The organism is Kitasatospora sp. NPDC086791, from assembly GCF_040685975.1.
In the GTDB taxonomy this organism is placed as follows: domain Bacteria; phylum Actinomycetota; class Actinomycetes; order Streptomycetales; family Streptomycetaceae; genus Kitasatospora.
Map to the genome: position 1 here is coordinate 20220 of NZ_JBFBOC010000012.1, position 12394 is coordinate 32613.

The following is a 12394-nucleotide window of genomic DNA, read 5'->3' on the forward strand; positions in this document are numbered from 1 at the left end:
TGGCGTAGCCGTGGACCGGGACCGAACGACCGGGGCGGCGCACGGTCTAGGGTCGGCCCCGGGGCGCCGCCGGCCGCACCGGCGGACCGCTTCCGCACCCCTCATTCCGCCTCCACCAGGCTCCGCCTCCACCACGCTCCGCTCACCACCGTTCCCGGTTACGCCGACTCACGCTGGGGGACCACCATGCCCGAGCAGCACGAAGGAACCGCACCGCACGACGGAACCGAGCCACGCACCGCACCGCCGCCCGTGAGCGCGGCGACCGCCTCCCGCCTCGGTCGCCGCCGGCTGCTGCGGGCCGGCCTCGGCGCGGGCGGCGCCCTGGCCACCGTCCGCCCGCTGCCCGGCGGCCAGGCCCGGGCCGCCACCCCACCGCCCCTGCCGCCGCCCACGACGGCCCCCGCACCCGTACCCGCGCCGGCACCGACGCCGACGGCCTCGGCGAGAGCCGCCCAGCCGGCCGCCGCCCGGGCCTGGCCCGACTGGGCCCGCTACGCTCGGATCGCCGACGGCACCTTCAACGAGCCCGCCGACATGCAGAGCGCCGTCGACGCCCTGAAGGCGCAGGAGGTCAGCGTCATCGAGCTGGACACCCTGCTCTCCAACTGGCTCACCGACGCCGAGTTCACCGCCCACATGGCCGAGGTGAAGACCTTCACCGGCCTGGCCCACGCCGCCGGGCTGAAGGTCGTCATGTACTACCCGTCGCTGGAACTGATCTCCCCCGGCGGCGAGAAGGGCCGCTCCTTCTACAAGAACGACCAGGGCAAGAACTGGGTCCAGCGCGACCTGGCCGGCAACCCCAACGTGTTCTACGGCAGCGTGGTGGTCTGGGTCGACCCGGGCGACGAGAGCGTCTGGCTGAGCCCCAACTCGCCCTGGCGGGACTACTACCTCAAGCGGATCAAGGGCGTGGCCGCGACCGGCGTGGACGGCATCTGGCCGGACGTGCCGATCTACTTCGACGGCGTGCTCTCCTGGTGCGACGCCTCCACCTGGGGCGCGGCCGCCTTCAAGGCCGACACCGGCCTCGCCCTGCCCAAGGCCGCGAACTTCGCCGACCCGGTCTTCCGCCGCTACGTCGAGTGGCGCCACCGCAACCTGCTCCGCTTCCAGCTCGACATCGCCGACGCCGGCCGCTCGGTCAACCCCGACCTGGTCACCTTCGTCGAGACCGTCTCGATGGACTACCGCTACGCCACCTCGATCGGCCTCGACGGCGGCTACCTGCGCCAGGCCCCCGGCGCCGTCGGCCAGGTCTGGGAGGTGGACATCCTCGGCAACTACGACGGCATGCGGCACGCCACCGCCTCCGACTGGGTCTGCCTGATCTCGATGTACAAGTACGCCCGCGCCGCCAGCGGCACCAAGCCCGCCTGGGCGTTCTCCTACGGCTGGCAGCCGGACGACGCCTCGCTCGTGATGTCCCAGCTGATCGCGGCCGGCTGCAACCCGTACGAGGTGAAGACCCCGTACAAGAACGACACCGTGGACGCGGCGACGCGCACCCGGATGTACCGCTTCGTCCGGACCAACCAGCAGAAGCTCTACGACCCGGTCCCGATCGCCCGGGTCGGCGTCTACCACTCCGCCCCGTCCCGGGACTACGTGGCCCCGGGCGAGGGCAACGGGATGTACGTCAACGCCACCGCCCCGGCCGGGATCACCGACTGGTGGGGCGGCAACGACCCGCAGATGAGCTGTGCGCAGGTGCCGTGGCTGGGCGAGTTCCGGGGCACCGTGAAGGCGCTGGTCTACGCCCACGTCCCCTTCGACACGGTGTCCAGCCCCGGCCTGACCGCCGACGACCTGGCCCGCTTCAAGGTCCTGCTGCTGCCCGACCTGCAGGCGGTGTCGGACGCCGAGGCGGCCGTGCTGCGCGCCTTCGTCGCGGGCGGCGGCACGCTCGTGATCACCGGCCCGGCGCCCACCGCGCTGGACGAACTGGGCGCGCAGCGGACCGAATTCGCCCTCTCCGACGTGCTCGGGCTGCGCAAGGCCGACCCGCTGCCCGCGACCAAGCAGAACTCCTACGGCAGTGGCACCTGCTGGTACGTCAAGGCGCGGGTCGGGCTCAGCTACCTGACCCGGACCGACCAGGCCTCGGCGGACCAACTGCTCACCGCCGTCCGGCAGTCCGCCCCGCCCTCGGTCACCCTGGCCGGGGACCGGCGGATCTTCCTGGACGCCCGGCAGCTCGGCGGCGACACCGTGGTCCACCTGGTGAACTTCACCAACTTCGGCGACACCCCGGCGGCCTTCACCAGCAGGCCGGCCAACTGCACGCTCTCCTACGCCCTCCCGGCCGGGGCGAGCGTCACGGCCGTCACCGTCGCGAGCCCGGACGGCACCGACCCGGCCCCCAAGGCCGTCCCGTACACCGTCACCGCCGGAACGGTCAGCGTGCCGCTGACCGTCGCCCAGTACTCGGTGGTGACCGTCACCGTCACCGGCGGCTGACCGTCATCGGCCACTGACCGCCACCGGTGGCCGGAGCGTCGGCGCGGGGATCCGCCAGAGGGCGGCGGGGCCGGCCTCGCCGCCGCGGGCGGACTCGAAGGCGATCCACTTCCCGTCCGGGGACCAGCTGGGCGCGCCGTCGTAGGCGGCGTCCGCGCGGGTCACCCGGACGGGGGTGCCGCCGTCCGCCGGGACCACGAAGACCTGGGCGTTCGGCAGGCCGCCCAGGTCGGAGGAGAAGACCAGGAAGCGGCCGTCCGGGGACCAGCTCGGGTCGGTGTGCTCGCCCGGCGCGTCGGTGACCATCCGCAGCCCGCCGCCGTCCGCGTCCACCGTCCACAGCGCCCAGTCCGCGCGGCCCGCGCCACGCCGCTGGAAGACGATCCGGTCGCCGGTCGGGGACCAGTTCGGCTGCCGGTTGTCGGTGCCGGTGGCCCGGCCGTCCACCAGCCGCACGGGCGGGCCGCCGCCGCGCCGGACCTTCCACAGCGAGTCCCGCTCGGCCTCGTCGCCCTCGGCGGCGCCACCCTCGGCGGCCGGGTGCTCCGGCTCCCAGCTCTGCTGGAAGACGATCCACTCGCCGTCCGGGGAGAAGCTCGGCTCGCTGTACCCGCTGTCGTCGGTGTGGGCGGTCACCCGCTCGGGGGCGCCGCCCGGCTTCATCAGCCAGACCTCGTCGTGCCCGGACTCCCGGTCGGTGGCGAAGGCGAAGGCGTCGGCGGCGGCGTTCCAGCTGGTGCCGGGGAGGTTGACGGCGGCCCGGTCGCGGTCCGCCAGCACCGTCCGCGGCGTGCGGCTCCCGTCCAACGGCAGGACACCGAGACCGGCCTCGCCCTTGTTGTAGCCCTCGCTGAACTCGGTCAGCAGCACCGAGCGGCCGTCCGGGGCGAAGGCCGGGTTCTGCGCGCTGTGCCGTCCGTCCGCGCGGTAGAGCAGTTCGGCGCCGTCCGCGCGGCGCTCCGCGCGGCGCTCCGCGCCCGACGGGGGCCCGGGCTCCGGCCCCTCCCCGGCCCCGGATCCGCCGCATCCGGCCAGCAGCAGCGCGGCGGCCAGCAGGGCCGCCGTGAGCGTGCGATTCCTCATGCACCACAAGCTAGTTGACGCTTCGTCACACCGTCGTACGCCGCCAGGTGGATCAGTCGTCGCCGTCCAGCAGGTGCTGCCGGACCTCGTGGAAGGTCCAGGCCCCGCCGGCCGGCCGGGAGAGCACCCAGACCGGGTCGAACCGGTCCGGCCAGACGTGCGGCACCCCGCAGTCGGCGGCGCCGAGGGCCTCGACGATGCGCGGGATCCGCGAGTGCTCCCAGCAGATCAGGACCGGCCCCGGCCCGGACAGCACGGAGCGGGCCAGCGCGGACTCCTGGGACTCGGCGTACGCGGTGTTCACCGCCAGCCCGAGCCGGCCGGCCAGCGGCGTGACGGTCTGCCGCATCCGGTGCGCGCCGGCCGACGGGCCCTGGTCGGCGGCGGCCAGGATCCGGACCGGGGCGCGCAGGCCGGGCGCGGGCGGCGTGAACAGCGAGGGCAGCGCCTCGGCCCGGGCCCAGCCGCGTTTGGTGAGCGACTTGCCGTCCGGTTTCCCGGCCTCGTCCCGGCCGGGGTGGCCGGCGTCGGGCTTCTCGCCGTGCCGGATCACCATCACGAAGGCCTCGCGGCCCGGGTCGCCCGGCTCCTCCGTCGCGGCGGGCCGCGGCGGCCGCCCGATGGTGCAGCCCGCCAGCACCAGCGGGGCGACGCCCGCCAGCCCGGTCAACAGGGCACGCCGGGCCGGTCCGACCGAGCCGACCGGCCCGGTGGGCCGGGCCGGGCCTACCACTCCGGCGGGCTCGGTGGGCGGCCGGACCGTCACGCGGCGCCCCGCTCCAGCCGGACCAGCGCGTCCACCGCGACACCCCCCGGACCGCCGTGGTGTCCGGGCTCGCCGACCTCCCGGTGCACCCGCTCGGCGCGGACGGTGCGCAGGCCGAGGCCGGCCAGGTCGGCCAGGACGTCCTCCGGGGTGAAGAGCACGGCCGGGTCCCGCGGGCCGCCGACGCCCTCGGTGAGGTTGCTCAGGTCGTGCCCGACCACCAGCAGGGTGCCGCCGGGGGCGAGCGCGTCGGCGGCCCGGCGCAGCGCCGTACGACGGTCCCGGGCGGGGAGCTGGAGGTAGGCGACCAGGACGAGGTCGTAGCCGGCGGCGGCGCCCTCAAAGGTGCGGGCGTCGCCGTGGCGCCAGGTGAGGCGGTCGGCGACCTCGTCGGGCAGGTCGGCGGTGAGCCGTTCGGCGCGCTCCAGGGCGACGGCGGAGAAGTCCAGTCCGGTGACCTCCCAGCCCCGGGCGGCCAGCCAGATGGCGTTGCGGCCCTCGCCGGTGGCCAGGTCGAGGGCGTGGCCGGGGGTGCGGCCGGTCAGTTCGCGGACCACCCACCGGTTGGGGGCGGCGCCCCACACCAGCTCGCTCGCGGCGTAGCGGTCGTCCCAGTCCTGGCTGTCCATCGCGCCTCCTCCGTTCGACGGGCCTGCTCGTAGCGGTCAACCTACCGGGCCGCCGCGACGCGGGCCGGGAACGGTCCAGCGGGCGGACACCCTTGACGGCGAATATTGGTCCAGTCCAATCTGTTCAGTCGGGACGCGGACGGGTCGGCCGTCCGTCGCGCCCGCGCACCGCGTCAGCACGCGTCACCCGCCCGCGCGCCCCCACAGCGCCCGGGCCGGCTCCCCACGGCCCGTCCGGGCCACCGCACCGCCGGAACCCCCACACATCCGGAGGACCCACCGCATGCACGACCGCGTCCTGCCCGCACGGCCCGACCGCTCCGGCGAGGAGCGCACCGGGCGCCGGGCCGCCCAGCGCAGAAGGGCCACCGCGCTGGCCCTGGCCGCCACACTCACCACCACCGGCGCCGCCCTCGCCCTCACCTTCGGCCCCGCCTCCGCCGCCCCGGTCAACCTGCTGGCCAACGGCGACTTCGAAACCGGCACGCTGTCCGGCTGGACCTGCGCCAACGGCTCGGTCGTCACCACCCCGGTGCACGGCGGCACCCACGCGCTCAGCGGCGCCGCCTCGGCCTCCGACACCGCGCAGTGCCAGCAGACCGTCACCGTCCGGCCGAACACCACGTACACCCTGGCCGGCTGGGTCCAGGGCAGCTACGTCTACCTCGGCGCCACCGGAACGGGCGTCAACTCCTCGGCCTGGACGCCCGGCGGGACGGGCTGGAACCAGCTGAGCACCACCTTCACCACCGGCCCCTCGACGGCCTCCGTCACCGTCTTCACCCACGGCTGGTACGGCACCGGCCCGTACTACGCGGACGACCTCACGCTGACCGGCCCGGCCGGGCCCACCTCCTCCACCAGCCCGACGGCGACGGCCAGCCCGACGGCCTCCTCCAGCCCCACCGCGACCGGCAGCCCGACCTCCAGCCCCACCGCCACGGGAAGCCCGACCGCGACCGGCACCCCGACGTCCAGCCCCACCGGCACCCCGACCACCGGCACCCCGACCCCGACGGCCACCGCCGGCGGCCCGGCCGGGGACGGCAAGGTCACCACCCCGACCGGCTTCGCGGTCACCAGGACCACCTCCAACGCGGTCGTGCTCACCTGGCAGCCGTCCACGCTCACCAGCGGCGACGGCCCGGTCGCCTACAAGGTGTGGTCCAACGGCCAGCTGGTCGCCACCTCGATGGGCACCTCGGTCGCCGTCAGCTCCCTGCTGCCGGGCACGAGCTACACCTTCAGCGTCCAGGGCTACTCGGGCAGCCACGCCTCCGCCCAGTCCGCGCCGGTGAGCACCACGACCGCGGCCGCCCCGGCGCAACAGCCGGTCCGCTCGGCCTACTTCGACCAGTGGGGCATCTACGAGAACGCCTACTACCCGAAGAACGTGGTCACCAGCGGCGCCGCGGCCAAGCTGGACGTCATCCACTACGCGTTCGCCAACATCGACCCCACCAGGTTCACCTGCTTCCAGGCGGTGAAGGCCTCCGACTCCGCCAACGAGTCCAACCCCAACGCCGGTGACGGCGCGGGCGACGCCTACGCCGACTACCAGGCCGACTACAACTCCGGCACCAGCGTGGACGGCAGCAGCGACACCTGGGAGCAGCCGCTCAAGGGCAACTTCAACCAGCTGCGCCAGCTCAAGGCCAAGAACCCGAACCTGCGGTTCACCATCTCGATCGGCGGCTGGACGTACTCCAAGTACTTCTCCGACGCGGCGGCCACCGACGCCTCCCGGAAGGCCTTCGTCTCCTCCTGCGTCGACATGTTCCTCAAGGGGAACCTGCCGACCGGTGTCGCCGGTGACGCCTCGGGCGGGCAGGCCTCGGCCGCGGGCATCTTCGACGGCGTCGACCTCGACTGGGAGTACCCGGGCTCGGCCGGCGGCCACACCGGCAACCACTACTCGCCCGCCGACAAGCAGAACTACACGCTGCTGCTCAAGGAGTTCCGCACCCAGCTGGACGCCCTCGGCTCCGCGCAGGGCAAGCGCTACCTGCTGACCGCCGCGCTGCCCAGCGGGCAGGACAAGGTCGCCCAGCTGGAGACCGACAAGATCGGCGCCTACCTGGACTACGCCGACGTGATGTCCTACGACATGCACGGCGCGTGGGACGCCAAGGGCCCGACCAACCACCAGGACCCGCTGCACGACAGCCCGGCCGACCCGACCACGCCGATCACCCCCGGCACCCGCAAGTACAACGTGGACACCACGCTCGCCGCGTACACCACCGGGCTGCCCGAGTACGGCATCCCCGGCGGCTTCCCGGCGGCCAAGCTGGTGCTCGGCATCCCGTTCTACTGGCGCGGCTGGACCGGTGTGCCGGCCGGCGCGAACTTCGGCCTGTACCAGAGCGCGACCGGCCCGACGGCCGCCAAGCCGCTGAGCCAGGAGGCCGGTCTGGCCGCCTGGAAGGAGCTCAACCCGACCGCGGCGCAGACCCACTGGGACCCGGTCACCGAGAGCAGCTGGGTGTACGACGGCACCAACTTCTGGACCGGTGACACCCCGCAGGCCGTCCAGGCCCGCGGGGCCTACGCCAAGGGCAAGGGGCTGGGCGGCCTGTTCGCCTTCTCCCTGGAGAACGACGACGCCGCCGGCACGATGCTCAACTCGATGGACAACAGCCTACGCTGACGAATCGTCAGTCGACGGTGCCGACGGCCGCCGGTGCCCGCTCCGCCCCCACCGGAGCGGGCGGGTGCCGGCGGCCCTCCTCCGCGAGCGCCGGGACCGCCCCGAAGCAGGGCAGCGGCACAGTGGGGCAGCAGGCGAGCGGGGCGGCGGGTCAGCCCTTGAGGTCGAGCGAGGGGAAGAGGTCCTCGAACGGCTGGGTGGTCACCGAGACGCTGCGGGAGAACGGGTCGTCGAAGTCCCAGATCATGAACAGCAGGAAGGCGATCAACGCGCTGAAGCAGAGCGCCAGCACCAACTCCCGCGGCGTGCGCCGGATCTGCAGGGCGAACAGCATGCCGACGGTTACCACCGCGCCACCGATCAGGCCGAACCAGACGATCCCCGGCATCATCGGACCGGCGTTCTCGCCCCGCGCGTGACGGGCGTCGGAGGCCTGGCTGATCCGGTCCAGGATCGGCTGATAGGCCTGCGACTCCAGGTCGGAGGCCGGCGGGCGGGTGGCGACGTCCGTCTGCAGCTTCTGCAGCAGCTGGTCCCCCTTCTCGGTGATCTCGCCGTTCTCCTTCATGGACGCCCACTCGGTGTTCACCACGTACGTGACGTAGGCGTCCACGTCGGCGCGGACCTGGTCGCGGAACTCGACCGGGTAGACCACCGCCCGGTCGCTCACCTCGCGCAGCGACTGCGCCTCGCGGAACAGGTCGTCCTGGGCGGCGCCACGCCCCTCCCAGACACCCGCGATGGCGAGACCGAGGACGATCGCGTAGACCACCCCGATCATCATGGTGATGTACTCGATGACGTCCGGGGTCTCGTCCGTGTTCTCCTCGGCGTGACCCACCCGGCGGGTCCTCAGCAGCACCACCGCCACCACGACGGCACAGGCCGACGCCACGGCGATGGTCAACGCCACCCATTCGGACATGGGAACTCCCTTCTCTGGCTTGGCTTGTGACGGAACGGAAGATCTGGGACGACCCCGGGCCGAAGGTGGCGCCGGGGCCGGACGGCGGGTACCCGGAAGCCGGGACCGGACACACGGGAGTCGGGACGACGGGCGCGCCGGAGCCCGCAGCGGGTCAGGACCGGCCCGAACGGCCCCGGCCGCTACCACTGCCACCACCACTGCCGCCGCCGGGGCGGAGGGCCACCGCGGCGAGCAGCCCGGGGACCATGATCAGTAGGACCGTGGTGGTCATCGGGGCACTGTGGTGGCGCTCCGGCAGGGCCACCGGCTTCGCTGCCGGAACGCGGAACGTCGGCCGCGCCGTAGGAGCCGGCCACAGCACCCTCGGCGGCACCGGGCTCGGCGGCGCGGCGCTCGGAGCCGCCGGGACGGCGGCCGGCGGGGCCGGAGCGGGCACCGGCCGGGGCGGAGCGGGCGCCGGGGTGACCGGGGCGGGCGGGGGTGCCGCCGGAGGCGGCGGCGGTGCGGCCGCGGGCGACGGCGGCGGCGGAGGCGGGGTCGGTGACGGCGTGGGGGTCGGCGTCGGCGACGCCGTGGGTGTGGGGGTCGGTGCGGGGGTCGGCGTCGGTGTGGGGGTGGGCGTGCGGCTGGGTGTCGGGGTGGGTGTCGGCGTCGGGCAGGGGCGGGGGTGGTGGTGATGCCAGTCGTGCCCCCCGTCCCCCTCGTCCTCGTCGTCCGGCCGCCCGTGCTCGGGCCGGATGTCCGACGGGGCCGACGGGGCCGCCGGGAGCGGGGTGGCCCGGGGTTCGTGGCACGGGCGGTGCCCAGGCGGGGGCTCGTGATCGTGGTGCCCGGCGCCGGAGTTCGGAGCGACATCGACGCCGACCTGGACGTCGACGCCCACTCCGACGCCCACGCTGCCGCCCGGCCCCACCGCCACCGACACGTCGGTCCCGGTGCAGACGCAGATGTCCACAGCCGGTCCGTGCGGCCGGCCACCGGAGTGCCCGGCCCCGGACGCGGTCGCGCCGGTGACCAGCGCGCACATCGCGACCACGCCGACCGTCGCGCCGATCAGCCGGACCCGCCGCCCGGAGGCCGCCGCCCCACCGCCGGGCAGTGGTATCCGTCGTGACTGCCGACGTCGGGACACGGGCTCCACACACCTCTCGGGTCGACTGGGAAGGACGGAACGGGACCGGACGCGCTCGGGTCGACCGCCGACCGACCACCGCAGGACAGGCGGAAGGGCCGGGATCGGTCGGCTCCCGGTCGAGGATCGATCGGACACGAGCGGAAGTGATCGGACGTGCCGAGGCGGACGGCCCGCCTCCGGGGGGCGAGCCGTCCGTCATCAGGTCAAACGATCTTCGAGCCCACGGGTTACGGCCCGCGCTCGCTGTTCCGCACGCCGAGTACCACGCGCTCAGTGGCGGCGGTGCGCGATCTCCACGTTCTCCAGCACGCCGACCGCGTCCGGCACCAGGATCGCGGTCGAGTAGTAGGCGCTGACCAGGTACGAGATGATCGCCTTCTCGTCGATCCCCATGAAGCGAACCGACAGCGAGGGCTGGTACTCGTCCGGGATGCCGGTCTGGTGCAGGCCGATCACGCCCTGGTTCTCCTCACCGGTCCGGATCACCAGGATCGAGCTCGTGTTCTCCTTGGTGATCGGGATCTTGTTGCAGGGCAGGATCGGCACCCCGCGCCAGGCCGGCACCTGCTGCCCGCCGAGGTCGACGTGGGTGGGGTACAAGCCGCGCGCGTTGAACTCGCGGCCGATCGCGGCGATGGTCCGCGGGTGGGCCAGCAGGTAGTCGGGGTCGCGACGGCGGTTGAGCAGCTCGTCCAGGTCGTCCGGGGTGGGCGGGCCGGAGTGGGTCTGGATCCGCTGGTCGAAGTCGGCGTTGTTGAGCAGGCCGAACTCCGGGTTGTTGACGATCTCGTGCTCCTGGCGCTCGCGCAGGGCCTCGATGGTCAGCCGCAGCTGGTGCTCGATCTGGTTCATCGGCTCGTTGTAGAGGTCGGCGACGCGGGTGTGCACCTTGAGGATGGTCTGCGCGACGCTCAGCTCGTACTCGCGCGGCCTGAGGTCGTAGTCCACGAAGGCGCCGGGCAGCTCGTACTCGCCGTGGTGGCCGGCCGACATGGCGATCTCGGCCTCGCCGCGCTCGTTCTGGGCCTGCAGCGGCAGGGCCAGGAAGGCCTGCAGGTGCTCCTGCAGGCTCGGCGCGTTGTCCCGGATGGCGGCGAAGTCGGCCCGGGTCAGGGTGAGGGCGACGCCGGCGGTGGCCGTCTTCGCGGTGAACTCCCAGGCGGCGTCCGGGTTCAGCAGCGCGTCGTCGCCGAAGCGGTCACCGTCGCCGGCCACCCCGACCACCGTCTCGTCGCCGTACTTGCCGGTGCCGATCTGGTTGATCTTGCCGTGCGCGATCAGGAAGATCCGGTCGGCGGCCTCGCCCTGGGTGGTGAGCACCTCGCCGGGGCCGAAGTCCCGCTGCTGGCAGCGGTCGGCCAGGGCGGTGAGCACCTCGTCGTCCTCGTAGCCGCGCAGCAGCGCCAGCTCACCCAGCTCGGCCGGGATCACCCGGACCTGGGAGCCGGTCTTGATGAACTCCACCACGCCGTTGCCGACGGCGTAGGTGAGCCGGCGGTTGACCCGGTAGGCGCCACCGGCGGCCTGCACCCAGGGGAGCACCTTCAGCAGCCAGCGGGAGGTGATCTCCTGCATCTGCGGTGCGGACTTGGTCGTGGTGGCAAGGTTCCGGGCAGCGGCCGTCGCGAGGCTCTGCTGCTTGGCCTGCACTGTCTCCGGGCTCGTGTCCACGGGCATCGGCAGGGGTCTCCATTCCTGTGGTGGGTCACGCGGCCAGGGCCGTGGGAAACGCCCCTGGGCGCATGCCATGACGGACCATCAGATCCGCAGACTGGTGGGGGCATTGGCGAGGTTGTGCGGGTGCGGCCGCCGTCTCCCGGCGACCCATGCGGAACCCTAGATCACCAGAGCCCGGACTGACCCGTACGGACGCTCAGTACCCCCCGATAGGGTGAATCTCGCGCGGTCCGCCCCCATTGGCTCGACAAGCGGAGGAACATCCGTTCGCACCTGCGCCCCGCGCCGCCGGGGGCTCGGGGGCTCGGACTCGGGGCCCGGGGACCCGGCGGTGACGTCCTCGCCGAGGTCGGGGCTCAGGGCTCGGGGCCGACGGGCAGCAGCGGCCGGCCGGCCCGCGCAGCGCCCGCCATCCGGCCGGGCCCGGGCATGCGGACGGCCCGTCAGGTGCCGGAACGGGGGTGTCCGGCACCTGACGGGGGAACGGGGTGCGCAGTGGGGGCGCGCGGCGGGGGCGGTCGCGAGCCTGCCCCGGGTCGGTGTCGGGTCAGGCGCAGGCGACCTGGGTGCCGGGGACGCCGATGATGCCCGAGTTGTTGTTCAGCCCTGCGTTGTACTCGTAGTACAGGTAGGAGTAGAAGTCGATCCGGGTGGTGGCACCGCAGGCCGAGTCCGGAGCGACGGTGTAGGTCACCGTGAAGGTACTGCTGGCGCCGGGTTCGAGCGGCACGTTGTACCGGGCGATGCCGCCGTGGACGTTGTCACTGCACCCGTTGGTCTGGGTGCCGCAGGCCGTCGCGGTGAACTTGAGACCACTCTGCAGGCTGGTCCCGTAGGTCTCCTGGACGCTCTGGTAGACGAACTGGATCGGGGTGTCGTATGGGTTGGTGAGCGTCAGCGTGAGCGTGAACTCGCCGCCCCGGACGGTCGTCTGCTTGTCGGAGACGGCCGTGAAGGGCAACGGGGCGTCGGCGGCCCGGGCCGGAGCGGAGGAGAGGAGCAGACCCGCGACGAGGGCCGGGCACGCGACGAGCGCGGCACGGATCGGATGTGTTCTGCGCAT

At 73.6% G+C, this 12394-nt stretch carries 9 protein-coding genes; 3 read left to right on the forward strand and 6 right to left on the reverse strand.

Annotation, left to right across the window (positions count from 1 at the left end):
- Positions 1 to 252: 252 nt before the first annotated feature.
- Complete coding sequence (locus tag AB0Q99_RS18350; protein WP_363572955.1) at positions 253 to 2463, forward strand: hypothetical protein; 2211 nt, start codon at positions 253 to 255, stop codon at positions 2461 to 2463.
- Positions 2464 to 2466: 3 nt separating this feature from the next.
- Here AB0Q99_RS18350 and AB0Q99_RS18355 read toward each other — a convergent pair whose 3' ends face one another.
- Genes AB0Q99_RS18355 through AB0Q99_RS18365 form a run of 3 tightly spaced genes read right to left on the reverse strand, consistent with a single transcriptional unit; the run spans position 2467 to position 4941 of the window.
- A complete protein-coding gene (locus tag AB0Q99_RS18355) occupies positions 2467 to 3546 on the reverse strand; it encodes a hypothetical protein (protein WP_363572957.1) in 1080 nt (359 codons plus the stop codon).
- A 52-nt stretch (positions 3547 to 3598) separates the two neighbouring features.
- On the reverse strand, positions 3599 to 4312 hold the full coding sequence (locus tag AB0Q99_RS18360; RefSeq protein WP_363572959.1) for a hypothetical protein: 714 nt from the start codon (positions 4310 to 4312) through the stop codon (positions 3599 to 3601).
- Positions 4309 to 4941, reverse strand: a complete 633-nt coding sequence (locus AB0Q99_RS18365) for a class I SAM-dependent methyltransferase (RefSeq protein WP_363572961.1) — start codon at positions 4939 to 4941, stop codon at positions 4309 to 4311. The genes AB0Q99_RS18360 and AB0Q99_RS18365 overlap by 4 nt, the downstream gene beginning before the upstream one ends.
- 283 nt (positions 4942 to 5224) lie before the next feature.
- On the opposite strand from AB0Q99_RS18365, the gene AB0Q99_RS18370 reads away from it, so the two are divergent.
- Positions 5225 to 7591, forward strand: a complete 2367-nt coding sequence (locus tag AB0Q99_RS18370; RefSeq protein ID WP_363572963.1) for a glycosyl hydrolase family 18 protein — start codon at positions 5225 to 5227, stop codon at positions 7589 to 7591.
- A 151-nt stretch (positions 7592 to 7742) separates the two neighbouring features.
- On the opposite strand, the gene AB0Q99_RS18375 is transcribed toward AB0Q99_RS18370, so the two are convergent.
- On the reverse strand, positions 7743 to 8516 hold the full coding sequence (locus AB0Q99_RS18375) for a hypothetical protein (protein WP_363572965.1): 774 nt from the start codon (positions 8514 to 8516) through the stop codon (positions 7743 to 7745).
- Positions 8517 to 8764: 248 nt separating this feature from the next.
- Here AB0Q99_RS18375 and AB0Q99_RS18380 point away from each other — a divergent pair, with 248 nt between their 5' ends.
- Positions 8765 to 9196 (forward strand): hypothetical protein, encoded by a 432-nt coding sequence (locus AB0Q99_RS18380; RefSeq protein WP_363572967.1) that lies wholly within the window; start codon positions 8765 to 8767, stop codon positions 9194 to 9196.
- A gap of 728 nt (positions 9197 to 9924) precedes the next feature.
- On the opposite strand, the gene AB0Q99_RS18385 is transcribed toward AB0Q99_RS18380, so the two are convergent.
- Complete coding sequence (locus AB0Q99_RS18385; protein ID WP_363572969.1) at positions 9925 to 11331, reverse strand: family 2B encapsulin nanocompartment shell protein; 1407 nt, start codon at positions 11329 to 11331, stop codon at positions 9925 to 9927.
- A 547-nt stretch (positions 11332 to 11878) separates the two neighbouring features.
- Positions 11879 to 12394, reverse strand: a complete 516-nt coding sequence (locus tag AB0Q99_RS18390) for a hypothetical protein (protein ID WP_363572971.1) — start codon at positions 12392 to 12394, stop codon at positions 11879 to 11881.

Excerpts from the sequence above, each read along its gene's own strand:
- AB0Q99_RS18355 (WP_363572957.1), bottom strand. The coding sequence starts at position 3,546 with ATGAGGAATCGCACGCTCACGGCGGCCCTGCTGGCCGCCGCGCTGCTG.
- AB0Q99_RS18365 (WP_363572961.1), bottom strand. The coding sequence starts at position 4,941 with ATGGACAGCCAGGACTGGGACGACCGCTACGCCGCGAGCGAGCTGGTG.
- AB0Q99_RS18370 (WP_363572963.1), top strand. The coding sequence starts at position 5,225 with ATGCACGACCGCGTCCTGCCCGCACGGCCCGACCGCTCCGGCGAGGAG.
- AB0Q99_RS18375 (WP_363572965.1), bottom strand. The coding sequence starts at position 8,516 with ATGTCCGAATGGGTGGCGTTGACCATCGCCGTGGCGTCGGCCTGTGCC.
- AB0Q99_RS18380 (WP_363572967.1), top strand. The coding sequence starts at position 8,765 with ATGATCAGTAGGACCGTGGTGGTCATCGGGGCACTGTGGTGGCGCTCC.
- AB0Q99_RS18385 (WP_363572969.1), bottom strand. The coding sequence starts at position 11,331 with ATGCCCGTGGACACGAGCCCGGAGACAGTGCAGGCCAAGCAGCAGAGC.
- AB0Q99_RS18390 (WP_363572971.1), bottom strand. The coding sequence starts at position 12,394 with ATGCGCAGAACACATCCGATCCGTGCCGCGCTCGTCGCGTGCCCGGCC.